The sequence below is a fragment of the Vibrio sp. S457-15 genome (genome assembly GCF_000960545.1).
In the GTDB taxonomy this organism is placed as follows: domain Bacteria; phylum Pseudomonadota; class Gammaproteobacteria; order Enterobacterales; family Vibrionaceae; genus Vibrio; species Vibrio parahaemolyticus.
This window is the reverse complement of sequence record NZ_JYOQ01000174.1, coordinates 270,323-295,810: the sequence shown is the minus strand read 5'-3', so window position 1 is coordinate 295,810 and position 25,488 is coordinate 270,323. Positions and strand designations below refer to the sequence as shown.

20 protein-coding genes are annotated in these 25,488 nt (G+C 44.3%); 8 read left to right on the top strand and 12 right to left on the bottom strand.

Going from position 1 to position 25,488, the window contains the following annotated elements:
• Positions 1 to 107: 107 nt before the first annotated feature.
• On the bottom strand, positions 108 to 1,625 hold the full coding sequence (locus UF05_RS18655) for a phospholipase D family protein (protein WP_045546272.1): 1,518 nt from the start codon (positions 1,623 to 1,625) through the stop codon (positions 108 to 110).
• Positions 1,626 to 2,365: 740 nt separating this feature from the next.
• On the opposite strand from UF05_RS18655, the gene UF05_RS18650 reads away from it, so the two are divergent.
• From UF05_RS18650 to UF05_RS18625, 6 genes are all read left to right on the top strand, one after another.
• Entirely contained in the window at positions 2,366 to 3,523 is a 1,158-nt protein-coding gene (locus UF05_RS18650; protein ID WP_024701502.1) for an efflux RND transporter periplasmic adaptor subunit, read from the top strand.
• A 13-nt stretch (positions 3,524 to 3,536) separates the two neighbouring features.
• Positions 3,537 to 6,695, top strand: a complete 3,159-nt coding sequence (locus UF05_RS18645) for an efflux RND transporter permease subunit (RefSeq protein ID WP_045546271.1) — start codon at positions 3,537 to 3,539, stop codon at positions 6,693 to 6,695.
• A gap of 337 nt (positions 6,696 to 7,032) precedes the next feature.
• Positions 7,033 to 7,299: a hypothetical protein gene (locus UF05_RS18640; RefSeq protein WP_005464185.1), complete on the top strand. Its 267-nt coding sequence runs from the start codon at positions 7,033 to 7,035 to the stop codon at positions 7,297 to 7,299.
• A gap of 411 nt (positions 7,300 to 7,710) precedes the next feature.
• Positions 7,711 to 8,931, top strand: coding sequence for an alpha/beta hydrolase (locus UF05_RS18635; RefSeq protein WP_023583954.1), 1,221 nt, complete (start codon positions 7,711 to 7,713; stop codon positions 8,929 to 8,931).
• Positions 8,932 to 8,935: 4 nt separating this feature from the next.
• Positions 8,936 to 9,784 (top strand): hypothetical protein, encoded by an 849-nt coding sequence (locus tag UF05_RS18630; RefSeq protein ID WP_029854660.1) that lies wholly within the window; start codon positions 8,936 to 8,938, stop codon positions 9,782 to 9,784.
• A gap of 384 nt (positions 9,785 to 10,168) precedes the next feature.
• Positions 10,169 to 11,008 (top strand): hypothetical protein, encoded by an 840-nt coding sequence (locus UF05_RS18625; protein ID WP_045546270.1) that lies wholly within the window; start codon positions 10,169 to 10,171, stop codon positions 11,006 to 11,008.
• Between the two features lie 568 nt (positions 11,009 to 11,576).
• Here the strand turns inward: UF05_RS18625 and UF05_RS18620 are convergent.
• Genes UF05_RS18620 through UF05_RS18595 form a run of 6 tightly spaced genes read right to left on the bottom strand, consistent with a single transcriptional unit; the run spans position 11,577 to position 16,879 of the window.
• Positions 11,577 to 12,236: an HAD family hydrolase gene (locus tag UF05_RS18620; protein WP_045546269.1), complete on the bottom strand. Its 660-nt coding sequence runs from the start codon at positions 12,234 to 12,236 to the stop codon at positions 11,577 to 11,579.
• A gap of 1 nt (position 12,237) precedes the next feature.
• Positions 12,238 to 13,257 carry an ABC transporter ATP-binding protein gene (locus UF05_RS18615; RefSeq protein ID WP_045546268.1) on the bottom strand — a complete coding sequence of 340 codons (1,020 nt, stop codon included), beginning with the start codon at positions 13,255 to 13,257 and terminating at the stop codon, positions 12,238 to 12,240.
• Complete coding sequence (locus UF05_RS18610) at positions 13,257 to 14,042, bottom strand: ABC transporter permease (RefSeq protein ID WP_045546267.1); 786 nt, start codon at positions 14,040 to 14,042, stop codon at positions 13,257 to 13,259. The genes UF05_RS18615 and UF05_RS18610 overlap by 1 nt, the downstream gene beginning before the upstream one ends.
• Before the next feature lie 3 nt (positions 14,043 to 14,045).
• Positions 14,046 to 14,945, bottom strand: coding sequence for an ABC transporter permease (locus UF05_RS18605; protein WP_045546266.1), 900 nt, complete (start codon positions 14,943 to 14,945; stop codon positions 14,046 to 14,048).
• Positions 14,942 to 15,766: an alkaline phosphatase family protein gene (locus UF05_RS18600; protein ID WP_005479833.1), complete on the bottom strand. Its 825-nt coding sequence runs from the start codon at positions 15,764 to 15,766 to the stop codon at positions 14,942 to 14,944. The genes UF05_RS18605 and UF05_RS18600 overlap by 4 nt, the downstream gene beginning before the upstream one ends.
• A 30-nt stretch (positions 15,767 to 15,796) precedes the next feature.
• The gene (locus UF05_RS18595) at positions 15,797 to 16,879 is read right to left on the bottom strand and encodes an ABC transporter substrate-binding protein (protein ID WP_005464148.1); all 1,083 of its coding nucleotides are present in this window, start codon (positions 16,877 to 16,879) and stop codon (positions 15,797 to 15,799) included.
• A 209-nt stretch (positions 16,880 to 17,088) separates the two neighbouring features.
• On the opposite strand from UF05_RS18595, the gene UF05_RS18590 reads away from it, so the two are divergent.
• Positions 17,089 to 17,817: a UTRA domain-containing protein gene (locus UF05_RS18590; RefSeq protein WP_005483913.1), complete on the top strand. Its 729-nt coding sequence runs from the start codon at positions 17,089 to 17,091 to the stop codon at positions 17,815 to 17,817.
• 68 nt (positions 17,818 to 17,885) lie between these two features.
• Here the strand turns inward: UF05_RS18590 and UF05_RS18585 are convergent, their stop codons facing one another.
• Positions 17,886 to 19,469 (bottom strand): BCCT family transporter, encoded by a 1,584-nt coding sequence (locus tag UF05_RS18585; RefSeq protein ID WP_045546334.1) that lies wholly within the window; start codon positions 19,467 to 19,469, stop codon positions 17,886 to 17,888.
• 304 nt (positions 19,470 to 19,773) lie between these two features.
• Between UF05_RS18585 and UF05_RS18580 the strand changes: the two genes are divergently transcribed.
• Positions 19,774 to 22,182, top strand: a complete 2,409-nt coding sequence (locus tag UF05_RS18580; RefSeq protein ID WP_045546265.1) for a beta-mannosidase — start codon at positions 19,774 to 19,776, stop codon at positions 22,180 to 22,182.
• A gap of 53 nt (positions 22,183 to 22,235) precedes the next feature.
• Here the strand turns inward: UF05_RS18580 and UF05_RS18575 are convergent, their stop codons facing one another.
• The 4 genes from UF05_RS18575 to UF05_RS18560 all read right to left on the bottom strand — a co-directional run bounded on the left by UF05_RS18575 (position 22,236) and on the right by UF05_RS18560 (position 25,412).
• On the bottom strand, positions 22,236 to 22,889 hold the full coding sequence (locus UF05_RS18575) for a LuxR C-terminal-related transcriptional regulator (RefSeq protein ID WP_045546264.1): 654 nt from the start codon (positions 22,887 to 22,889) through the stop codon (positions 22,236 to 22,238).
• Positions 22,889 to 23,704: a helix-turn-helix domain-containing protein gene (locus tag UF05_RS18570; protein ID WP_005479824.1), complete on the bottom strand. Its 816-nt coding sequence runs from the start codon at positions 23,702 to 23,704 to the stop codon at positions 22,889 to 22,891. The genes UF05_RS18575 and UF05_RS18570 overlap by 1 nt, the downstream gene beginning before the upstream one ends.
• 65 nt (positions 23,705 to 23,769) lie before the next feature.
• The gene (locus UF05_RS18565) at positions 23,770 to 24,786 is read right to left on the bottom strand and encodes a GGDEF domain-containing protein (protein WP_045546263.1); all 1,017 of its coding nucleotides are present in this window, start codon (positions 24,784 to 24,786) and stop codon (positions 23,770 to 23,772) included.
• Between the two features lie 371 nt (positions 24,787 to 25,157).
• Positions 25,158 to 25,412: a hypothetical protein gene (locus UF05_RS18560; RefSeq protein WP_011106259.1), complete on the bottom strand. Its 255-nt coding sequence runs from the start codon at positions 25,410 to 25,412 to the stop codon at positions 25,158 to 25,160.
• Between the last annotated feature and the right edge of the window lie 76 nt (positions 25,413 to 25,488).

Genomic DNA, 25,488 nt, shown 5'->3' with positions numbered 1-25,488 from the left:
TTATAAAAAACGCCATTCAAATTTGAATAGCGTTTTTGTTGTCCTTGAAGCTAGCCTACACAACTCTATTTTTGCGGCGCTAACGAAATGCGGAGAATGTGACCAAGTTAAAGTTGATCTTCTATTGGCAAAATGCCGGAGAACCAAGCGCCTAATCGGCGAAAAACGCCTGCTTCGGGTTCCGAATCATATTCCTCACCAGTTTTGGTGTTTGTCCAAACAATGTCTCCGTCACGTAGAGTGAGTCGATAAGCGTTTTCTTTCAGTTGGCTGGGTAATTTTGCCAAGAACGTTTGCACGTATTCCGGTTGTTCAATCACAACGGCCATTTCGGTATTCAAAGCCGCAGATCGAGGGTCCCAGTTCATGGAGCCGACGAACAATGTTTTGTCATCAATCGTCATTGCCTTTGCGTGCAAGCTCGCACGGCTACTGCCCGTTAAGCTCCATTTACTCTTGAGCTTCGCGCTGGATTTCACTTCCCAAAGTTTGATGCCGGATTCGAGCAAATCTTCACGATATTTGGCGTACCAGCCATGAACGGCAAAGACGTCATTCGACGCAAGGCTGTTGGTTACGATGGTGATGTCGACACCTCGCTTAGCTGCATTCGTCAGAGCTTTGGTGCCAGCTTCTGTTGGGATGAAATAAGGCGAGATCAGCACGAAAGAGTGCTCAACACTTTTTAATAGCTCGGTTAAGTTTCCGACTAACTGACTATCGTGTGTCGTAACTTTATCTGGCAAATCGAACCAAACTTGTCCATCACCCCAGTACAAATTCAGTTTGCCTTGTTTGAGATCTTGATACATATCCAAGGCGGTAAAATCGTATCGGCCAGAAGAGAATTTTTCTTGCAAGTTCAGTTTGGTGACTTGTTTTTGAATCGCGGCATCGGAGACGCTTTGAGATTCTGGCGATATCCACTCCATCGGCACGGCGTGTACGCTGTTCCAATAAAGATCAAACTGATCCGCCGTTTGCTGCACGGCTTCCCCGTAGAGCAGTAAATCGAAGTCGCCGAACTCTACTTCTGATTCAAAAGAGAAATACTCGTTACCAATATTTCGTCCTCCGACAATCGCAGAGACACTGTCAGCAATCAGCGATTTATTGTGCATTCGGCGGTTCAGACGTTCGAAGTCACTGGTTAACGCAAAGATTCGTGCAGAGCGGTATTGATGAGGATTGAACAGGCGTATTTCAATATTGGGGTGCGCATTTAGAGCCGCCATGACGTTGTCGTTGCGTTTTTGCATGTCATCAAGCAGCAGTCTGATTCTGACGCCTCGTTTGGCTGCTTCGTACAAACGCCAAGTGATCAGCTGGCTGGTTTCGTCACCGCGATAAATATAGTACTGAAGATCCAAGCTTTTTTGTGCGGACTCGATGAGAGAAGTACGAGCAAGAAGGGCATCGTGTCCTTGGTTGAGCGGGTAAAAGCCAGTGATGGTTTTAGGATCTTCGCCATAAGCTTCAAAGTAATGAGCCAGAACCGAATCTTGTTGATAGCCGAAATGAAAAGTTGTGGATTTCTCACTTGGCTGATTTGATTCGATTGATGAGCATGCTGAAAGCACTGAGAACATGGATGCGAAAATGAATTTGGAGAGCGTATGTAACAATGCACATTTCCTTGTCTTACAAAACTTTACTGTATTGAAGTATAGACATAAGTGCTTTCAACGTGCAGTTATCGCGGCTAAAGAACGAGTGTTTAGTCAAGTAAATCCATGAAGTGAGATCATACTGCGGGAAGAAAGCGGTATTGGGCGCGTTTTTCTCCTAATTTCAGTTTATTTTTATGGCGCACAAAATCATTTATTTTACTTATGTTTCTTGTTGTATTGGTCATTATCACTAATATCTGGCGATAATAACCAATAGCGCTCTGTAATAAATCAATTGAAATATATAACCATATGAATTTATTGAGGTAAATGTTTGGCACAGCGTTTGCCTAGAGACAAAAGAAGTAAGTCAGCATAACTTGCGGAACTGGTTAATTTTTTGTTAATTTCATTAACTTTGAATAGACGGTTATTTGTGGCTAGTCACCACATAAAACGCAGCTCTCTTACTGTACTTGAAATTGGCCTAAGCAAGTAGGCAACGAACACGGGTTCCTAGCCTTGAACTGCATGATTTCGTTTCAAGTTAGTTGAATGATGTAACGGCCACACACCATGTTGTTAGTCGCTACAGAAGTACAAATATCTTCGTCTATTTCAGATGCAATGAACTCACCGATTGCTCACAGGGAGTACTTGCTAACTCATTGAGCATTATGCTTTTTGATGTCGCATTTAGGTTGAAAAACCAACAAGAGCATTCGGCTGAATACAACAATAAAAAAGGATTTTTGATGTTAGCAAAACCCATAGTACGTTGGCTTTTACCCTTCGTTGTCGTCGGCGGATCTTACGCTGGATATGCCGCGATTGCAGCGACAGCACCGGAGAAAGAGTCAACAAAAGAAACCATAACCGAACCCACAGTTCGAGCCTCTTCTCTTTTTCCTACTGACCATAAAGTCGTGATTACCAGCCATGGCGAATTGGTTCCATTCGAAAAAACACACCTTTCTGCTCAAGTCAGCGGTGAAGTGATCAGTTGGCACCCTAATTTTGTAACCGGTGGCATCGTGAAGCGTGGGGAAGTGCTATTCACGATAGAAAGCGATAATTATGAAGCGGCCGTACTTCAAGCTGAAGCGGGTCTGGCTAGCGCTCGTGCATCGTTAATTGAAGAACAAGCAAAAGCGGAAGTGGCGAAACGCCAAGCGAAGAAACTTAGCGACAAGCAAGTTACCGATCTGTACTTGCGTAAACCTCAGGTGCTTAGCGCGCAAGCGCAAGTGAAGTCTGCTCAAGCCGCTCTCAAACGTGCAAATCGCGACTTGGAAAACTGCCGAGTGGTTGCGCCATACGATGCTTTAGTGGTCGAGCGTGATGTCGGTGTGGGTCAGTTTGTGACGTCGGGATCTCGTGTCGCAACTTTGAATAACATCGAAGTGGCGGAAGTGCATGTTCCAATTGCTGGTTTTGATAGTGCGTTTTTGCCGGAGTCAATCAAAGAGCTGACAGCAACCGTAACTCAGCAAGGCATTCTCTCGACCACACGTGAAGGTAAAGTCGTTCGCGATTTAGGAATGATTGATAGCGCCACGCGCATGATCAATATGGTGATTCAGGTTGAAGATCCTTATGGCATCGATAACCAGCAACCGCCAATCAAATTTGGTTCTTACGTCGAAGTCAGCTTTACGGGCAAAGAGCTCAAGCACATCTATCGTCTTCCACAAGAATTAGTGAAAAACCGCACGGTTTGGGTCGTCAACAATGAAAATCAACTTCAGCCTCGCACTGTCACAGTGTTAAGAGCGGAGGGAGAATTCATGTTGGTAGGTGAAGGTTTGGAACAAAGTGACCAATTGGTCCTGACTCTTCCTGAATACCCGCAAAAAGGCATGGCGGTTCAAATTGCAAAAAAGAATGACGACTCCGAAACCGTCGTACAGTAAGTAGGAGTTTGTCATGGAAGATACGAATCAAAAGGGCATCATTGCCTATTTTGCCAATAACCCTGTGGCTGCCAACCTGTTGATGGTGTTTATCATCATCATGGGTATCGTGAGTTACATGTTTATCCAGCGTCAGATGTTCCCGAATATCGAAGTGAACTACATCGACGTTCGCGCGACTTATCCAGGTGCGTCTCCTCAAGAAATTGAAGAGAGTATTTTGGTCAAAGTGGAAGAGTCGATCAAAGACGTTACTGGCATTAAAAAAGTGGTGTCACGAGCTTCTCGTGGCAGTGCTTATATTTCTATCGAAGTTGATGTCAACGCGGATATCAAGCGAGTGCTTGATGATGTGAATCAGCGCATCGATACTATTTCTAACCTGCCTCTTGGCATGGAGCCCATCAATGTCTATCAGGTTGAATGGCGACAAGACGTGATAGAAATGGGGCTGGTGGGGGACAGACCTCTTGAAGAGCTTAAGCCGATTGCGAAGCAGATTGAAGATGAGCTTTTGCAGCTTAATAACGTCATGTTGGTGTATTTAAGTGCGCCAGAGGAAGAGATTGCGATTGAAGTCGATCCCCTCGTGCTGCGTAAGTATGACCTAACGTTGAATGACGTAAGCAATGCCATTCGTCGTTACTCGGCAAACTTCTCAGCGGGCGAAGTCAAAACAAACTCTGGGATGATTGCGGTTCGAATTGAGAACCAATATTACCGTGGAGATGAGTTTAGAAATATTCCCGTGAAGCTAGGTGCCAATGGTGCCAAGGTATTGTTGCAAGACATTGCCACCATCAAAGATGGCTTTACCGAAGAAGAGCGCTACTTCGAGTATTCAGGTCAAAATGCTATCTACATGTCAGTCGAAGCGACGCGCGATCAAAACATCATTCCGGTTGCTCAGTCAGTTCGTAACTACATCGAAGCCAAAAACAAAACCTTGCCGAGTGATGTTCAGCTAAAAATTCTGGTCGACATGACGTACTACCTAAATGGTCGTCTCGACATGATGCTGAAAAACTTGCTGCAAGGCGCGGTGCTTGTTGCGATCATGTTGACGATTTTCCTACGTTTCCGTTTGGCGATGTGGGTAATGATCGGCTTACCAGTGTGTTTCCTGGGTGCGGTGATGATGATGCCAGCTTTGGGTATTACAGTGAACATCGTCTCGCTGTTCGCTTTCATCATGGTGCTCGGAATTGTGGTAGATGACGCCATCGTCATGGGAGAAAGTGCGTACAGTGAAATCGAAGAAAAGGGCGGCGGTGTCGAGAACGTGGTACGCGGTGTCAAACGTGTTGCTACGCCTGCGACATTTGGTGTTCTGACAACGATTGCTGTATTCGCACCATTCTTGCTTTCGAGTGGTATTGATAGCGCTTTCTTTTACGGCATTGCTGGTGTCGTGATTCTGTGTTTGATCTTCAGTTTGATTGAATCAAAGTTGATCCTACCAGCGCACTTGGCGCATACCCATTTTAAACCAGTCAAACCTGGTGGATGGCGAGATCGTTTCAACCAACGTTTCTTCGGCTTTGTAAACGGCACTTATCGTAACTTCGTGAAAGCCTGTACTCATTGGCGTTGGACTGTATTTGCTGTGTTCTGTGGTTTATTGCTGATCAGCGCTGCATTGGTTAAATCCAACTATGTGCGTGTTATCCCTAACCCGAAAGTACCGACGGATTACCCTGCGATTACTATCGAAATGAATGACACGGTTTCCAGTGAGCAAACTATTGAAGCGTTGAAAACCATCGAGCGTGTCATGCAAGAGGTCGAGTCTCAAACTATTGCTGAACATGGGCAAGGAATGATTCGCGATGTGCTTTCCTACAATCGAAGCCGCACCGAAGGACGAGTGTTAGTGCCGCTTGTCGATGAGGAAATTCGTCCGTTCAATACCTTTGAACTTGCTCGACGCTGGCGTGAGGCGATGCCTGTTATTCCGGGGATGAAGAGTATCAAGATCCGCGAACAAAGTGCAGGTGGTGGCGATCGTGATGAGTTTGGCTACTTACTGTTTGGCTCCAACATCAATGAACTTAATCAAGCAGGACGTTACTTGATTGAACGTTTGCAGCAAGAAGAAGGGTTGTACGATATCTCGTCATCCATTGATTCAGGCAGCAAAGAAGTGCTTCTTTCTCTTGCGCCTGTTGCGTACGATCTCGGTCTTGACTTGACCATGATTGCGCAACAAGTCGGCGGCAGTTTTTACGGTGGAGAAGCACAGCGTTTGATTCGCGACGGTGAAGAGATCAAAGTCATGGTTCGCTATCCTCAACTGACTCGTGAAGCGTTTTCTTCATTACGTTACGCTGTCATTACTACGCCAGCAGGCAAGAAAGTAATGTTGGGCGATGTAGTGAATATCAGTGAGCAGCCTGGGGTTAGCACAATTCGTCGTGAAGGTGGTTATCAAACCGTTTATGTGTACGGCTCTATTGATGAAGAACTCGTTGAGCCACAAGAAATTGTGAAAATCATCGACGATAGTATTTTGCCTGATATGAAGAAGCTGCACCCAAGTGTTAAAACAGAGCTGGGTGGTGACATCGAAGAGCAAGCCGCGCAACGCAACGAACAAATCATGTTCTTTGTGGCAGGGATGATCATTGTTTATATCTTGCTTGCCGTACCATTGAAGAGCTATACCCAGCCTCTTATCGTGATGTCTGTTATCCCGTTTAGTTTAACAGGGGCGATTTGGGGACATTTCTGGTTGGGGCTAGACATTAGCATGATGTCGACATTCGGTTTGATCGCAGCCGCAGGTGTGGTGATCAACGACTCGTTGGTGATGACAGATTATGTGAACCAAGTCCGAGAGAAAGGGATGACCATCAAGCAGGCGGTGGTTGAGGCTGGTTGTGCGCGTTTTCGAGCGATTACGCTGACATCCATCACGACCTTTGCTGGTGTATTGCCTATTATGTTCGAAACCAGTCTGCAAGCACGTTTCGTAATACCAATGGCCGTCGCTTTGGGCTTTGCTGTGCTGTATGCCACAGTCCTGACGTTGGTGTTAGTGCCTTGTCTGTATCTAATGCTTGAAGATATTAAAAACATCTTTCGAGCGATTAAGCGCTTCTTCCAGCGTGTCATTGGTCGTTTTAGAAAAGCGTCAGTATCTTCAGATGTTTCTGCGAATACATCGAACTAGCATCTCTTGTCTTAATAAAAAAAGCAGCCTTCGGGCTGCTTTTTTTATGCCGAGGATTTAGGCCTGAATGACTTTAGATGAATGTTTGAGGCGCACGTTTTGAGCCGATAACTGTGAGGAGAAATGGCGCTCTATACTATAGATTAACTGAATGAAATTGGCTGTTGGATTTGCTTGGTTAATTTAACACTTGGGGTGCGAAATTTACCATGCTGATATAAATATAAAAACGAACGTTTAATTAAGCTATTGAATTTAAAGGGTTAAAAAGTTGGCATCGTATGTGCAATATATAAATTGTAACCAAAATGAACTGCTAATCCTCAAGGAGCTTATTATGAAAAGCGTAATTCTATCTACTCTAGGTCTTATTGTTGTAACTTCATCGCCAATCGCTGCTGCTAACACTTTAGACAGAGAAGAGTGGAGCTCAGATTTACGTCAGGACTTTTCTGAAATGAAGCATGAAGCTGTAGCAGATATTCAGCAAATGAACATAGACGCAATTGATGCGCGTGATGCTCGAATCGTGAAAAACATCAAAGATGAGCAGGCACAGCTGGTAAAGGTGAAATGCCGCAAAGACGAAGCGAGCAAGTCATAACCTCCGATTGTGAACAATCAATAAAAATGATGTATCCAATACGAGTTCGACGCTAGTTAGCAGTAGGCGTTGACCTTGTTGCTCTACTTGCCAGCCTTTCAGGCTGGCCTTTTTGTTACAGGTGTACTGTATAATTAGTATCTATGGATAAGTATCTCAATAATTTCTAGTTCAATGGTTAAGTGTCTCTTGTTTCAAACGAGATTTAAGGCACTTAACCTTTATATCAATAGATGTATATATCTAGTGAATTATCATCAAGTATAGGGATGAGTGTAATTTTTAAAATTGTTGTTTTCATTAAATTGGAGGCGATGCTATATATTTGAAATTTCGAAAAGATCTAGTCTCCTTTTTATCCTTCATCATACCTTAGTATATGTCCCTCTTTTATTTGAATAGGGATTCGTAATGACTTGGGAGTTTATTGAAAGGAAAGAGGCTTTTGATTACATTGGGCTAAATAATAAATCGGTTAATGAAATCGAACAATTCTTACATGGGCGAGTGAGAATTTCGGCTGCACTCTTTAGCAATAAAAAGCTGTATCTATCAAGACAATCTCTCATCATGCTTGCGTCTCTAAATGAGTATGATCAGAAACAAGTTATCAAAGAAATGTATTTTCTTTCATCGAATCCAAGCGCACCGTCGGTAGTTAGACATAAACGTAATCCATTGCTTCGAATATTTCGCACCAGATATCCCTTCAAAAATTACCATTACCTGTTAACTTGCATACTTATAGATGGAAACGTTGTAATTCATGATATTGCATTTGATGAAAGATTGCATGGCAAGGAGATCGGAAGACATCCAGAACAAAGAACCCAGATGTACCATGTGAAAAAAATAGAAGGTAGAAGAAGTGAATACGATGGAACACAGAGTAACGAGGAAGCGGAGTTACTTTTGGCTGAGTGGGATCATGCTCAGGCACGCTCTACACATCAAGTTAACACGCTTCACGCCTCGGTAAATGGAATGCTGAATGATTATGAGAAAGCAGCGACATTAATGGGAGTTCATACGCAGGTGGCATATACAGAAGATAAGCCTACAGAGTATACGTTGTTTCACAACCCTTCTGATAATGCGAAGCTAGATCTGATTGAATGTGTTTATGACAAAACTCGTTTCACTTCGCACAATGCTCAACACCTTGCAGCGGTAATGAAACAATGTGCGAAGCAGGGTAAACAAGTCAAATGGACAGTACATAGCCAAGGTGCCATTATTTTTAACTCTGCGCTTGAGTATGTTAGAAAAAAGAATCCGAGCTTAAGATTATTGAATCAACAAGTCGTGGTGCACGCAGGGGGCGCAAACACAACGAAGATAGGGAAAAATGCACAGCAGCTTGGCTTGAAGATTAATTACACGAAAACCAGGACTAACCCTTTTGATATTGTCCCCAACATTGCTGCGAGGCAAACTCCATTGTCGACAAGTAGTCTCGTCCGTTGCTGTAAGTTTTTAGGATTGGTGATGAATGGAGAGGTCACAGAGAGCCCACATACATTACCCTATTTTGGTGTTGAATCCTATCGAAGACAACTGATGATGTCTGGTACTAACATGGCTAGTAAACGTTTAAAAGATATTGATACATATTTAAAGAACAAGAGATAGAAATATGAACTTTATTGAAATGTGTAAAGATGGTTTTAGAGGAAAGCCGGATTTCTCTAACTTATTACATAATGCATTTAAGATAGATGACTTAGTACTGTCATTTGAGTGTCCGAATAACATTTATGAAGGACATGTACACCAGGATCTTGTTAATTTAGAACAGTTCGATGTTGAATCAAAAATAGAGAGGCATGAAAGGTTTATAAAGTTAGCTACGGTATGCTTCTTGTTTCACAAAGTAATGTTAAACCCCTTGTTTCCTGTTAATAAACAAGGTGGTTTATATATTAGGTTAAAGGTAAAATCTGCTGGTGAAGGTATTAATAATATTAATCAATTATCTTCATTTTTAGAAAGGGAATATTATGAGTTTTACCATGCATCTGAGCAAAACGAAGGCTCTATGCGGGGGTATCATACAGGCTTGATGAAAGATGTGACTGAACGTGCGAACAAACAATGGGGGGAGAACCCAGAAGGTGAAGACCGAAAAAGGGAAAAGGAAGAATATTTAATTAGAGGTTTTTTAAGAGGTTATCCACCAATAAAGTGTGAGCCCGTTAAAGTTGGAAAAAATAAATACTCAAAATACTCAGAAGGCAACCTGAAGTATAAGAATGAATTACGAAGGGTGTACAATTTACCTATAAAAAATGAATTCTATCTGAGCATAGAATTCTGGTATAAGTACGAATCGATGTTCGCCAAGCAGAAGTTTTTAGATTGGGTGAGAAGTGCCGATGAAACTTTTGAAAAAAAAGTACTAGAGTTACTAGATTTGTCGCCACTTATCGATTCCTGTACGACCGCTAGGATAAAGAGGTTGGGCGAAGACACTAATGCAGAGTAATGCACTTCAATGTAAAAATAACTTCACGGGTGAAAAAGGGCTTCAAACTAAGAGGAGATACATTCATTTTAGATGAGCTTGAATGTCCCACTGGCTATAAACTTGCCACAAGCGAAAGACATAACATGTAGTTAGTTTTAGTGACATATATTGCTATGTTACTTCTATAATTCTGGTTGTTAAGTTTGAATGCACCTTGAGTGGGGTATTATTCTCGTTATCCGTTTTTATTATATATTTCATGGAATATTATATATAAATTTTCATTATTTTTAACAAGTCGGCATGAAGATTACTAATTTGTTAGCAGAGTGTCTGGTACTAATATGGCTAGTAAACGTTTAAAAGATATTGATGCATATTTAAAGAACAAGAGTTAGAAATATGGGCCTTATTAAAATTTGTAAAGATGGCTTTCGAGGAAAACCAGATTTTTCAAACTTGCTACATAATGTATTCCAGATAGATGACTTAGTATTGTCATTTGAGTGTCCGAATAATATATATGAAGGGCATGTATACCAAGATCTTGTGGAGTTAAAAAAATTCGATATTGACTCAAAAGTAGAACGGCATGAAAAGTTAATAAAATTGGCTTCTATTTATTTCTCATTTCAAAAAAAAATATTAAACCCTCTACTACCTATAAATAAACAAGGTGGTTTATATATTAGGCTAAGGATCAAGTCTGCCAATGAGAGTATTCGCTCTGTCAATCAGTTGTCTTCATTGATAGAAAAAGAGTATGTGGAGTTTTATCATGCTCTAGAGTCTCCTGAAGGATCTAAGAAAGGAGATCATACAGAGATGATGAATGATGCTATCGATTACGCAAATCATCGCTGGGGATTAGAGCCGATAAACGAAGAAAAAAAGAGAGCGAAAGAAGAGTTTCTCGTAGGGGAGTTTCTTCGCGGCTACCCCCCAATTAAATGCCAAGCTATTGATGTTGGAGAGAAAACTTACTCAAAATACGTAGAAGGTAACTTGGAGTATAAGAAGGACTATCGAAGAGTTTGCAATTTGCATATCAAAAACGAGTTTTACTTTAGTATCGAGTTTTTATACGAAATCGAGCCTATGTTTGCTCAAAAGAAGTTTTTAGATTGGGTGAGAAGTGCTGATGAAACCTTTGAGAAAAAGGTGTTAGAGTTACTAGAATTGTCTCCGCTTGTTGATTCGTATACTACCTCCAAGGTAGAGAGATTGACGAAACAAAACTGATCCTGTGCGCTCTGACTTTCAACTTAAAGAAAAAAGCCCGCAAAGAATTTCCTCTGCGGGCGTAAAAAGGGCACCAAATTGGGTGTCTATTCATTTTGGAGGTGGTCGAACGTCCATATAAAACTGACAATAGGCTTGGTGAAAGGCTTACCACCAGCGCGACCAACGGGGCTAAAGTTAACATTGTTGTAATCATTGTTAAAATGTTAATTCTTCAATCAATGATTTCATTATCGTTAGTCTGGATTGTGAATATGTTGTTCGACTGTACGCGCAGTGTGCATAAACTCAGTTTTTGATAACCAATTGACTCATAAATTGAGTTTTGCTTATTTGTTTTTGTTATATAAATTCGCTCTCAGTATGTTCTCAATCTTTCATATCTCAGATTAAGGTGACATAAAGTCCTTGCGTTTGTTAATGATGTGTTTTGTTTTTGCGCGAGAGCAGCAGCGTGTTTGAGTGGTAGGTTATGCTCTTAGGTGCGATGGAAATTAAAGCCAACAAAGTAAAAGAGCAGCCTATTTCGCTCTTTTACTTTGTTAAGATTCGCTTGATATGTTGACGGCTAATCCCAAGACAAAACCGTCCAATTGGCGTTATCTGCGCGTGCTTTTAATTGAGGGCAAGGATTCACCAAATATGCGTAATCTGCGTATTCGCATAAAGGTAAATCATTGATGGAGTCGGTGTAAAAATGGACTTCAGAATAAGATTCTGGCTGAGCATCTAACCATGCTTTCAAGCGTATAACTTTGCCTTCTCGATAACTCGGAACGCCTGCAATTTCAGCGCTGTAGCTGCCGTGCTTCTCAACCAAATCAATTCCTAATGCGACGGGAATTCCTAATCGATGGCCGACCGCTTCGACTAAGAATGTCACGCTCGCAGAGATGATAACCATATCGATGTCATCGCGATCCAACTGTGCTATCAACGTTTTGGATTGCTCAAACTGCTTAGGCAGGATGTGGTGCTCTACACACTCTTCTACCAACGTATGGACGTGTGCAACGGGCATGTCAGCCAATGGCGCCATACAGAATTCTAGGTAGTCCTCCATGTCCATTTTGCCTTCTGCGTACAAGGCCATTAAACGCTGATCTTCCTCTATGAAGTTTGATTGCGTTGCTATGCCTTTTTCAACCAAAAACGCGTTCCAAATCATCGCACAGTCGGCGTTGATTAGAGTTTCATCCATATCAAAGACGTACAAAGGTTTGGACATGTTAGGCTCTCACTGGTTGAATTTCGTTAAGGTTAAACAATAGCTCTAGTTGACTGCCGTTAGCTAGCAAGCGTTCGGATGAACGGTTGAGCAAATCGACCGTAAGATCGCACTCTTCGACGCATACTTGGTAGCGAATTACATTGCCAAGCAGTTGGTGGTTTTTGATGGTTCCCATCTGCGGTGCAGAAATATGGTTTCCGTATTGGCGACCATGCTCTTTCACGTAGATGGACTCTGGACGAATTGCCACCTTCCATTCGGTATCGATATTAAAGAGTTGTTTGGCTTTGTTAGCATCGATCAAGTTGTAATGCCCCATAAACTCAGCCACAAATTCATTGGCAGGGTGAGTGTAGATCGCTTCTGGTGTGCCGGCTTGAATAATTTCCCCTTTGTTCATCAAAAAGATTCGATCAGACATGATCATCGCTTCTTCTTGGTCATGAGTCACAAAGATGGTAGTTAGGTTCATCTCTTTTTGTATATCGCGGATCTGTTGGCGAAGATGCTTACGGATCTTTGCATCCAGTGCCGAAAGCGGCTCATCAAGTAAAAGAATACGAGGTTTAACCACGAGCGCTCGGGCTAACGCCACACGCTGACGTTGGCCTCCAGAAAGTTGGTGTGGGTAGTGTTTTTCTTTGCCTTTTAAGTCAACTAACTCTATCACTTTTGTCACTTCGCGTTGAATTTCATCAGAGGCGAGTTTCTTCATTTTCAAGCCAAAGGCGATGTTGCCCTCAACCGTCATGTTTGGAAACAGCGCGTAAGACTGAAAAACCATACCGATGCCTCTTTCTTGTGGCACTTGGTGGGTGATCTCTTCGCCATTTACCCAGATTTCGCCACCATCAACCGGATTTAAACCCGCAAGACTGCGAAGTAGGGTGGATTTACCACAGCCGCTAGGCCCTAAAAGCGTGATGAACTCGCCTTGTTCGATAGCGAATTGAATGTCTTCAAATACCGTATTTTCACCAAAACGTTTGGTGAGGTTTTTTGCGGTTACGTAACTCATTATTTGACTCCTCGGCTGAAACGACTTGCCAACCAAGTCAGTAAGAAAATAAACAGGAAATAGGTCATCACGAGCGCAGATGTGAAGTGGCCGCTGGTTTGACGCATGTTGTACAAGTAGATTTGTAGGGTTTCGTAGCGAGTGCCGACCAAAATATTGGCGAACACGAACTCTCCTAGTAAGAATGAGAAGGAGAGGAACAACGATGCCATTAACCCTTTCTTTAAATTGGGCAAAATGATCAACAAAAAAGCTTTGGTCGTACTTGCGCCAAGCAAGTGCGCGGCGTCCATCAAATCATGTAAATTGATGGCTTCAAAGCTGTTGGAAATGGCGCGGTACATAAATGGTAATGCGATGGTGAAGTAAGTACACACTAAAATCCAGGGGGTACCGATGAGGGAAATTTCGCTGTCGGCATAGAGTTGAAGAAGGCCCACAGACGAAACCACCGGTGGTACTGCAAATGGCAGCAAAATCAGGACATTCATCAGCTTGTCGAGTTTCGGAAAGTAGTAAAACACCACGAAAATCGCAGGCAGTACGAGAACAACACTCAGCGCTAGTGCTGAAAGGCCAATAAAGAGCGAGCGACCAAATGCCTGTAAGAAGCGAGGATCCGTTAGTAGTTTAATATACCAGTCAAAAGTGAAACCATCAGGCAGAATCGTTGCGCCCCAGCGAGAAGAAATCGAGTAAATGAACGTCGCTAGAATCGGGATCAGCATGATTCCGACGATGGTGTAAACGACGCTTTTATGGAATCGAGAATTTACGTTTTGCATGGTTTACTTCCTGCTTTTCTTAGCTGCGTAACTTTTGGCAATCAGCCACTGGTTAATCACCGTAATAAACGCCAACAGCGCCATTAAGATGACCGAGATGGCGGCCGCTAAATTTGGCTCTAGGAACAAATCACCAGACACCAAACTGGCAATACGAATGGTAATGACGTTGTAGTTACCAGAAGTGAGCGCATAAACGCTGGCATACGCGCCGATCGCATTGGCGATCAAAATAATGAAAGTGCCAAACAGGGCAGGAGAAAGCACAGGCAAAGCCACTTTCGCCCAATATTGCGAAGTTCTTGCACCCAACAGTGCAGCCGCCGCTTGCCAATCATCGCTCAGCGCATCAAAAGCGGGATAAAGCAGTAAAACCGCCAGTGGGATTTGGAAGTAGATGTAAATCGCCAGCAAGCCCCATTTGCCGTACAAGTCAAAATCACCTAGCAAACCATATTGTTTGAGCAACAACGTAATCGCGCCGTTTGTGCCTAAGATGATGATGAAGGCAAACGACAGAGGTACGCCTGCAAAGTTGCTGCTCATGTTGGTGAAAGCAATCACGGCGTCTCTTAGCTTACTGTCTACTCGGCGTAAGGAAGAAACCAACAGCGTCGCGATAGCGAGCCCGAAAATGCTCGACCAAACGGACAGCCATAAACTGTTTCCGAATGCTTGCAGCATGAACGCAGAATCGAGTACTTCGATGTAGTTATCGAGAGCGCACTCTCCATCGTAGATAAAGCTGTTAAACAGCACCCAAATCATGGGCGCGAGTTGAAATAGGTAGAAAAAAAGCACAAAGGGAACCAGCCAGATTGCGGGTTTGATGCGCTTGAGCCAAACGCTTGTCGTTGGTTTCGCCGTGCGGCTCGCGCTTGGTGATAAAACAGAACTGCTCATAGTGCTAACAACGCTTGCGTGTAAGGTTTATTGTGGTCAAGGTTTAACAACTGACAAACCGTGCCACAAATCTCGGTTTGCTTAACGTGACACTCTTGATGTGTGAACTTGTCGCCAATCACAAACATCGGAACTTCACGCTCTTCAGGGAGAATACCGCCGTGAGAAAGATCGTTGTTCATGCCATGGTCACTGGTGACGATGATCTGATAGCCATCGGCCAACCATTGCTCGATGTAATTGGAGAGAATGATGTCTGCACTGCGTGCTGAGTTGCGGTATTGGCGAGAATCCAACCCGTGCTTGTGACCCATGTCATCAATGTTCATTGGGTGGATCAGCAAAAAATCAGGCTGGTGAGTGCGACGCAAATGTTCCGCGTCTATGAAAAGCGCTTCATCAGGATAATGATCCCAATGATAGAAACAGCCGTGCTGAATATTCATTGTTTCATCGTTCGTAAAACGATCGCGAATCGGCTCAAACGGGGCGCGGTTATAGAGTTCACTCACCCAGTGGTAAGCCGCCGCCGCCGTCACTTTGCCTTGCGATTTTGCCAAACTAAAGATGGAATCATGATTCGACAGACGAACGATATTGTTGTTCACAATGCCGCTTTCTACGGGGCGAACCCCAGTTAAAATGCACTCATACAGTGGACGCGACATTGAAGGGAGTTCACATTGCACGGGGTAAAGCGTGGCGCGCATTTCTGGTCGTGAATGACCATGTTCTAGTAGACCGTTTAGGTAGCCCATACAATTGCGGGCTACCTGATAGTTCAGTCCATCTAGAACAACAAGGATAACCTTATTGCTCATGATAAGTTCTCAATACTTCTTGGAGGGAGGTTACTGTTGGTGAATCAACACACTTTCTTGCCATTGACGTGGCAGCTTACGTGCTGATTTTTCCCATGCAGAGAAGTCGGTCACTGGGTGAACGTTGCTGTACTGGTCATTTGCAATCAGCTTGTCTTGCACAGATTTTGGCAGAGTAATACTGGTGCGAATTGGACGTGCGTAACCTTCTGCTAGGTTGATTTGGCCTTGGTCACTAAAGATGTACTCACGAGCCAATTTGGCTGCGTTTGGATTTTTCGCGTATTTGTTGATGATGGTTGTGTAACCAGAAATCACGGAACCATCTTGTGGAATCGTGACAGTAAAGCGCTCGCGGTCAATCTTGTCGCGGTAGTTCAGCGCGTTGAAGTCCCACATGATCGCCACTTCAACTTCGCCTTTTTCTAGGTTGGCGATGTTCGGATCGGTAAATGACAAGCGACCTTGTTTCGCCAGTTCAGCAAAGAACTTGATTGCTGGTTTAAGGTTCGATTCGTCACCACCGTTGGCAAAAGCGGCTGCCAGAACCGCGTTGTTCGCTTGCGCCGCAACGCCTACGTCTCCAACCGTCACTTTGTAGTCACCTTTGAGTAAGTCACCCCAAGTTTTTGGTGCGTCTTTGACTAGGTTGTTGTTTGAGATAAAAGAGATAGTGCCGGTGTATGCCAGCGCCCAGTGGCCGTCTTTATCTTTCGCCCAATCGGGAATGTCATTCCAAGTGGTCGGTTTATAAGGTTGAGTTACGCCTTTTTTCACGGCAACTCGCGCAAATGCAAAACCGACGTCACCGATATCTGCGGTCGCATTTTTCTTCTCTGCTTCGAATTTCGCGATTTCTTGTGCAGAGCTCATGTCAGTGTCTTGATGTTTCAAACCGTAGTTTGATTGCAAATCAGCCCACGTGTCTTTCCAGTTTGCCCAACTGTCTGGCATGCCCACACTGTAAACCGAGCCTTCTTTTTGAGCGGCTTTTACTAGGGATTCTACATTGGCATCTGCTGAAAAAGCAGGCGCCGATAATGTTGCTGTAATTGCGGTGGCTGCAAGCAGTTTGGCAGGCACGGCAGTGGAACGGCTAAGCAAAGTTTTCATTGTCTCTATCCTTCTGGACTAGGTCAGTAAGTTCGCTTTTTATCCTATGGGTGGAATGTGACGGTTTGGTGCAGATAATTTGACAGTTATGATTCACTTCTGTGGCGTTTGTATTTCATTTGATGAAGAAGTGAGCAGGCTGACTTGTCATATTTCTGTTACTTAAGCCTCTTATCTTGTTGAGAAAATATCTATTGGACTAGGTCAGAATGAAAACAACAGGTGCGGGCCAGTTAGGGACGCAGTTAGGAAAAATTAAAACCAGTTTGAGACAGCAAATTCACTCTGGCGTGGTTTCTCAAGGGCAAAAACTGCCTTCAGAAAGAGAGTTAAGTGAGCTGTTTTCTACTACCCGAATCACGATTAAAGATGCGTTAGTCTCGTTGGAAACTGAAGGGCTGATTTATCGAGAAGAACGCCGTGGTTGGTACGTGTCTCCTGAGCGAATCTGCTACAACCCGTTGTCGCGTTCTCACTTTCATCAAATGATTCGTGAGCAGCATCGGATTGCAGCCACCCAACTGATCAGCGTGCGCAGTGAAATGGCGGCAGGGGATTACGCAAAAGCGCTTGATATCGAGCAGATGACGCCAATCCACATCATTGAGCGTTTGCGTTGTATTGATGGACGAGCCGTGCTGTTTGTTGAAAACGTTCTAAAAGCGAGTTTGTTCGATGGTATTTTGGCAGAGAATCTGACTATGTCGCTGACGGGCATTTATCGTGAGAAATATGGCTACGAGACAATGCGTTCTCGATTCGATGTCATTCCAACGTCAGCACCAGCACATGTGGCGAAAGCATTGAATCTGGCTGAAGGACAACCTGTACTGAAAATTTGTCGCGTGAACTACAAGCAAGATGGCGAGCTAATGGATTGCGAGTTGGAATACTGGCGACCTGACGCGGTGATGATTCGCATAGACAGCGTGGGATAAACAACAGAATTAAAAAGAGCCCAATTAAGGGCTCTTTGCATTTCTGGGGTTGGGTATCTAAACCAGACTTAAACCAAACCTTGATCCTTCGCCATTTGATTGGCAATGCCCGGCGCTTTCAAAATGCTAGGTAGCAAAATGAAAGATACAGGGACCGCAGTAATCACAATGAAGGATTGCAGCGCAGTGATACCGCCTGAACCCATAGAAATCAGCGCGATAGCCACAACGCCCATCATCAATCCCCAAAACGAGCGAATCACTGCGTTTGGCTCGGCAGAACCTGTCATTACCACACTGATGGTGTAGGTCATCGAGTCACCAGTCGTAACGATGAAGGTGGTGGTCAAAATCAAGAACAGCACCGAAATGCTCATTGGAAATGGCAGTTCACCAGTGATTGCAAGCAATACGGCTGGAAGGTTGAAGCCTTCAAAAGCCGAAGAGATCAATCCCGGATTCGCGAGCTCGAATGCTAAACCGCTACCGCCCACGATGCTGAACCAAAAACAGGTGATCAGCGGTGCAGCAATACTGATGGACAAAATCAATTGGCGAATTGTACGGCCACGCGAAATACGCGCGATGAAGATTGCCATCATTGGCCCGTAACCAATAAACCAACCCCAGAAGAACACCGTCCACCAGCTTAACCAGCCAGTGTCACCGCGATAAAGCGCCATCGGGAAAAAGTTATCCACCATGCGGCCTACGCCTTGCACATAGCCATCAATAATAAAGCTCGTTGGGCCAAAGAACAGGATGTAACCGATCAGCAGTACCGACAGGATGATGTTGTAACGGCTCACAAGTTGGATGCCTTTGCTTACGCCACTTAGCGCCGAAAGCGTGTACATCACGATCGCAGCGACAATCACCATGCTTTGGGTGATGAAGTTATCTGGGAAACCAAATAATGAGTTCAGCGCGTAGCTGATTTGCAAACCAAGAAAGCCAATAGGGCCGATAGTACCAGCGGCAACGGCGATGATGCTGCACGCATCCGCCAGGTTACCAATCCAGCCATGAATCGCTTTGTCGCCAAAGATTGGGTAAAGCAACGTGCGTGGTTTAAGTGGCAAGCCTTTGTCGTAGTGCAGGTGCATCAAGACGATGGAAGAAAGGCAACCGAGAATCGCCCAAGCCAAAAATCCCCAGTGCATAAACGACTGAGATAACGCATTGATTGCAGAAGTTTTTGGTGAAGCTTCACCATACAAAGGTGGCGCTGTAACAAAGTGAGCAATTGGCTCGGCAGCAGCCCAAAAAACACCACCACCAGCGAGTAGGGTGCACAGTACAATCGACAGCCATTTAAATGTGTCGATGTCTGGTTTCGCTAAGCCGCCCAAACGTACATACCCTGTACGACCAAACGCGAGAGCCAAACCGATAAGGAAATTGAGAAGAAGCAATACTTGCCAGTAAGCTCCGAAATATTTTGTCGCAAACCCAAAGCCTGCGTTAACCATTGCGGTTAGAGATTCGGTGTTCGTCAATGCAAGCAGAACGAACAAACTGAGGAAGCTACCACTCAACCAGAATACTGGATTGGTGAGTTCGAGGCGTTTCAGTAGGGAAGGGGGATGAATGGCAGAATAGTCTGCTTCCTGAATAGGAGTATGGGGGGCGGCATTCGTCATATTTGACATAATTACTTCGCTTTTTAGGGCTCGGAAGCCGTGCATTTCCCCTCACATCAAGTCGATGAAAAGTGTGAGGATGTTCAAAAAGCCGCTGATGGTAACATGTCGAGATAGCGAATATAACCGTAGATTTAGATTAATTTTTAACACTTTAGCCAAGCCTCTGATTTTTTTGCAGAGATTTTGACTGAAATTTTAGCGTGAAGTGCGCCGCATTTCGTTTGTAAATGACATTCCCCTTATTCTTGTAGGGACTCATCAGAATTACATTGAGCCAACCTGTTCTAATAAAAATTAAAGGTCTTACCCTATGGCTCAAATTGAACTCAACGGGACGTGGCAACTTACCTCACCACAGCGTTCAGATATCGATATTCCTATGAATTTACCCGGTGATAATGTCTCGGCATTATTGCAAGCAGAGCTCATCCCCAATCCTTACTTTGCTGACAACGAAGCCAAAGTCCGCTGGATCGAAGCGTGTGATTGGCATATTGAACGACAGTTTGAAGTGGGCGATTCCACGCTGCGCGCTTCTCATATTTGGATGACGCTGACTCGCGTTGACACTTTGGCTCAGTTCTTTATCAATGGTGAGCGAGTACTAACTAGCAGCAATATGTTTGCCCAGCAACGTGTGGATATTAAACCGTATTTAAAACAAGGTACTAACACAATTCGGGTTGAGTTTGCTCGGGTGGATTTAGAAGGTATCGCAAGAGCAAAAAAACTGCCATTTCCTATCCCATCGGCAATGGGCAACAACCAAATTCCACACATGAATTTGATCCGCAAAACACAATGCCATTCTGGATGGGATTGGGGCATTTGTTTGATGGTATCGGGCATTTACGACCCCATCCAAATCGATGTAGTGAAAGACATTTGGTTAAAAAATGTCTCAACCGAGCAGCAATGGCAAGCCGATGGCAGTGTGATTTTAGACGCGCTGGTGGAAGTGCAAACCGACAACCCAAGCCATCATGTTACCGTGGAATTTGATGGCGAAGTTCAATTCATTCAAATCGAAGGAAGTGGTCACTATCACTGTCAGTTCCATGTTCAAAAGCCGCAACTTTGGTGGCCAGCAGGTTACGGCGACGCGCATCTGTACACCATTTCTGTTGGTTGTGGTGAGCAAACGCTGTCGCGCAAGATTGGACTTCGTCAGTTGAGCTTAAATAGTCAGGCAGATGAACATGGATCTGCGATGGAATTTATCGTCAATGGCACGCCTATTAATGCCAAAGGTGCGAACTGGATTCCCGTCGATGCGATGCCGGGGCGAGAATGTGAACACCGTTATCGAGACCTACTGCAAAGTGCGGTTGATGCCAACATGAACATGATTCGCGTGTGGGGCGGCGGCCAGTACGAGAGTGAAACCTTTTATAATCTTTGTGATGAACTCGGTTTGCTGGTGTGGCAAGACATGATGTTCGCCTGCTCGTTGTACCCATCAAACGACGAGTTTTTAAAAGACGTAGAAGAAGAACTTCGATTCCAAATTCCGCGCCTTAAAGCGCATCCTTCCATTGCACTTTGGTGTGGCGATAACGAAGTGATTGGTGCCATCGGTTGGTATGACGAATCTAAGCACAACAAAGTAAAATACACCGTCAATTATGACCGCCTCAATCGCATGATTGAACAAGTGATTACTCAGCAAGATGATTCGCGCCGCTTTTGGCCGAGCTCTCCCTGCAATGGCGAGTTGGATTTTGGTGACGCATGGCACGATGATAGCAAAGGCGACATGCACTTTTGGGATGTATGGCATTCGGGTAAATCATTTAGCGCGTATCTAAACATTAACCCGCGTTTTTGCTCTGAATTTGGCTTCCAATCTTGGCCGTCTTTCGCGGAGGTGAAGCAGTTTGTACCCGAGCGAGACTGGAACATCACTTCACCAACGTTCGAGCAACACCAAAAGAATCCACGTGGAAACAGCATCATCACTGAGATGTTTACTCGTTACTTCCGTTTTCCATCGGGCTTTGAGCAGATGTTGTATTTGAGCCAGGTGCAACAAGCGATGGCCATCAAAACCGCGTGTGATCACTGGCGCGCGATTTCTCCAATTTGTCGAGGCATGCTGTATTGGCAGCTCAATGACAACTGGCCCGTCAGTTCTTGGTCAAGCTTGGAGTACAGTGGCCGTTGGAAGCAGTTGCACTACCATGCGAAGCGATTTTTTGCGCCGCAGTATTTGGTGTTTTCTGAGCATACAGGCAAGTTGAGCCTGCATTTGCTCAATGATGCCAAAGAGCCCGCAAGCGTCAATGCACAGCTCAAGTGGGTAGATTGGCAAGGGGAAGAAAAGCAATGTTGGAGCTTAGAACAAACGGTCATAGCAGACAGCAATACGATTTTGTGGCAATTGGATGAATCGTTTGAGAAGGATGAACTTACGTCAGGCTTCTTCTATGTTGAAGCGCAAATCGGTGAAGACAGAATAAGCAATACATGGTTTTGCACTCATGAGCTGAAAACTTTGCCGATGGCGAAAGCCAATATTGATGTCTCGATTGAGGGACGCCAAATTACATTGGTTGCGGATAAGCCTGCTTTCTTTGTACATGTGGAGTGTGATACGCAAGGTCGTTTCAGTGATTCCTGCCTCACTCTTTTGGCGAACCAGCCTGTGACGATTGAGTTTTTGGGAGACGATCTGACCGTGATGTCGGCATCATTACGGGTTTACCATTTGATGCAGTAAACACAAACTCAACGTTGAAAGGGGGGCTTCCATGCTCCCTTTGTTGTTTCACACTAGAGCAAATTACGTTTTGCCCACGTAATGGCCTGCATGCGGTTTTTGACTTCGAGCTTACGGAAAATACTATAGAGGTGCGACTTTACCGTGTGCTCACTGACAAAGAGTGAATCAGCAATATCAAGGTTTGAGCCACCCTGACACAGTGCGGAGAGCACTTGCAGCTCACGACGGGTCAGTTCCATTTCGAGTTTCGTTTCTAGCTCACCGACGGTATTGTTTAGGCTCAATAGGTAGCCAATCAGTTGATTGAGAATATCGCGAGAGAGCCAATTCTCTCCGTTCAAAATGCCTTTTAGCCCCATCATTACCTTGTCGAAATCATCCTCAAAATAGAACAAACCTTTCAAGTTTGACCAAGTGAGTAAGCTCTCGACCCTCAGATTCGGTTCTGCGTTGACTAATACAGTCGCATCTACGTGCTCTAACTCACTGAGTGTTTGTTTGACCTCTGGCAATTCAGGGAGAGAGCTATCGACTATCGCTACATAGTGTTCATCGCGGGTGCTAGGGATATTGACGTCAGCGCCTCGGGTTAAAAGTACGGGTTTTCCTAGGTTCTGTTCAATAGCGGTTTGCAAGCCGCGACCTTGAATGTTGTTGAAGGTGAACAATAAGACGGTGTTGTTGGTTGTGTTGGTATTCATCATCAATGAACCTCCTGTCGAGACTGCATAAACTCATTTCCTACTTGATGAAAGCGATAGAGCACCAGGTCTAACAGCCCATCAAAGCAATATTTCACCATGGGGTTTCCGAAGATTTGTGTGGCGGGGGCTCTAAAGAACGTAACTCGCCGATGTTGATAGAAGTCCCGAATAAAAATGTCGAAGAGAAGTTGTTTAATCACGGGCTCATGAACCGGGAAATGGATGATCGTATTTCCCATGACTTGGAGAATGTCGGTGACTAAGTACTTCAGTATCGAGCGCCCTAAATGCCAAAAGCTGAGAATCCTAAATTCAGACCTCAGCTCTTGATAAATCAAATGGCCAACCAACATGCCTTCACAGTAGTAGAGGCGGGCCTTGCTGGGGGATTCATTGAATTGATTGAGCGTGTCTTCTATTCCGCCGGGCGTGATCAGTTGTTTGTGCACGGCGTTAATTTGCTCATACTCCGTCAAACTGATTTGGCTAAGGGCGCAATTTTTTACATCGGTTACACGGTATTCGTAAACAATGTCTTTAAAGCTCAAATAGATGCTTTTGCTTTGTGAAGCTTTGACCCGTTTGTATTCGCTGGAGGTGTATTGATACTGCTTGCCGATGTAGTGAGCGAAAGCAAGCCGCTTGAGCAAACTGGGCGTTACTTTACCGCTTTCCCACTGGCTTAGTGTGGGTTGATTTAAGCTTTCAAAAGCGCTGTAACTTCGGGCTAGCTCATCCGCTAATTGGCCTTGAGTTAACCCCCTTTCCTTTCGAATAGCAGCCACTGCATGCGAAAATTCTAACTTACTAACCATATATCTACGTCCTGAAATTATTATATTTTTGAGTGCTTCTCAGCGGCTCGGACCGAGCCAAAACTTTATGTTCTTGATCTTTTAGTGAGGTACATCATTTGGTCAGCATGTTGAATTAAGGAATCGCTACAGCTTCCTTCATGAGGAAAGCGAGCCATACCAACACTTAAACCGATGTGAACGTTTTGAAAATGGATAAAAATGGGTGCACTGCATGCGTGATGCAGCAAAGACTGAAACTGTTCTAACTCCTTGGTGTCTTCGATGTTTGGCAGGCACAGAATAAACTCATCGCCTCCGATGCGTGTCGCGAACTGGCCGTCGTCTAACAGATGCAAAATACGTAGGGCGGTGATCTGCAACACCTTATCTCCGGCGTCGTGACCGAATTTATCATTCACGGCTTTAAAGCCATCAAGATCGATGTACAACAGAGTAAACGGTTGGGCACGTTGAATCTGTTGTTCGATCAGTTGATTGCCTTTAAAGCGGGAATAGCACCCAGTGAGCTCGTCGATTTCGAGCAATCGCTCAAGCTTTTCCACCTGTTCATATTGTGTTTGCCAAATGCCATGCCAATAACACTCGATAGAGCGTAGCCCTTTGTAAATAAACAGGTTGAACAAAAATAAAAACGTACTTTGAATGAAAAATTCTTTTAAAGCGTGGAGTTTAAAAGGGTCATTCCCTGTCGTTATCAAATCAATGTAAAAGCAAAAAGTCATTGATAACGCGTAGGTAAAGAACGACCAAAAAACACCGAACTCAACCATGGTCAAAAGTAGGTTGATCGTCACCAACGACGAAAAAAGAAAATGTCCGCCTAAGAAAAAGTACAGGTAAAAAGTGAGGGTGTAACCGAGGATTAGGGCAATGACGACAGATTGATGTTTTTGCTCGAGCGTGAAAGTTCGACTTGCCCAAAGGTAAGTAAAACAAGTGCTCGCGGATAACACGTAAGGAAGGTATACAACAAGATTAACCCCTCTGATTGCACAAGCGAATAGGGTAAAAATAATCCCCAAACTTGTAGAGCGCATGTAGTAGCGCGTAAAAATTTTGGTGAACTGCGTTCTGTCCATCGTTATGTCTCTTAGGAACAGCAAATAATGGGCAGTCAGGGAGAGAAGTCTGTATGGACTGAGTGTGAATGGAGGACGGGAGAAACACAGAAAGTGCGCCGTTTAGGTTGGGAAATGCTGGGCGCATATGCTTTCTCGGGCGTTGTTCTCGTCTGCATGCGACACTGCATTTCATAAAGTTGCTCGATACCTACTGCCGTTTTTATAAACTATTCTATGAGGCAGCATGGCATAAAACTATACGGTTTTCGGGAAAATGCTCCGATCTCAATATGTCCGCATAAAAAGTAGGTTAAAAGCCAATTTATTGAATAAAAGCTAAAACTTAAGTGTTAGGTAGGTTGAGATAAATGGTCTTAAAGTTAAGGTTTTTACCTAAGCTTTTGATGAACGCGGTAGCCAACAACATAGCCAATGTAGAATAACGCAGCGAGCGTAATGAATGCTGTGACGTAGGCAAAAATGCTATTCAGCCCTAGCCCGAAAGCCAGTGTAAATGCGATGCCGTTCACTGCTTCTGCAGGCATCATGTACCAATCAGCATGAACGGAAGAGCCGAATAGGAGAAATGTGCAAAGTAAAACGATCGTGCCGCCGAGCAAGCCGACCCATCTGCTGTTGTTCATGTTGTAATCTCAGGGGTTACCGAAGTAACGTAACAAAATATTTCAGAGCCGACATTATACAACCGAGAGAGGGCAT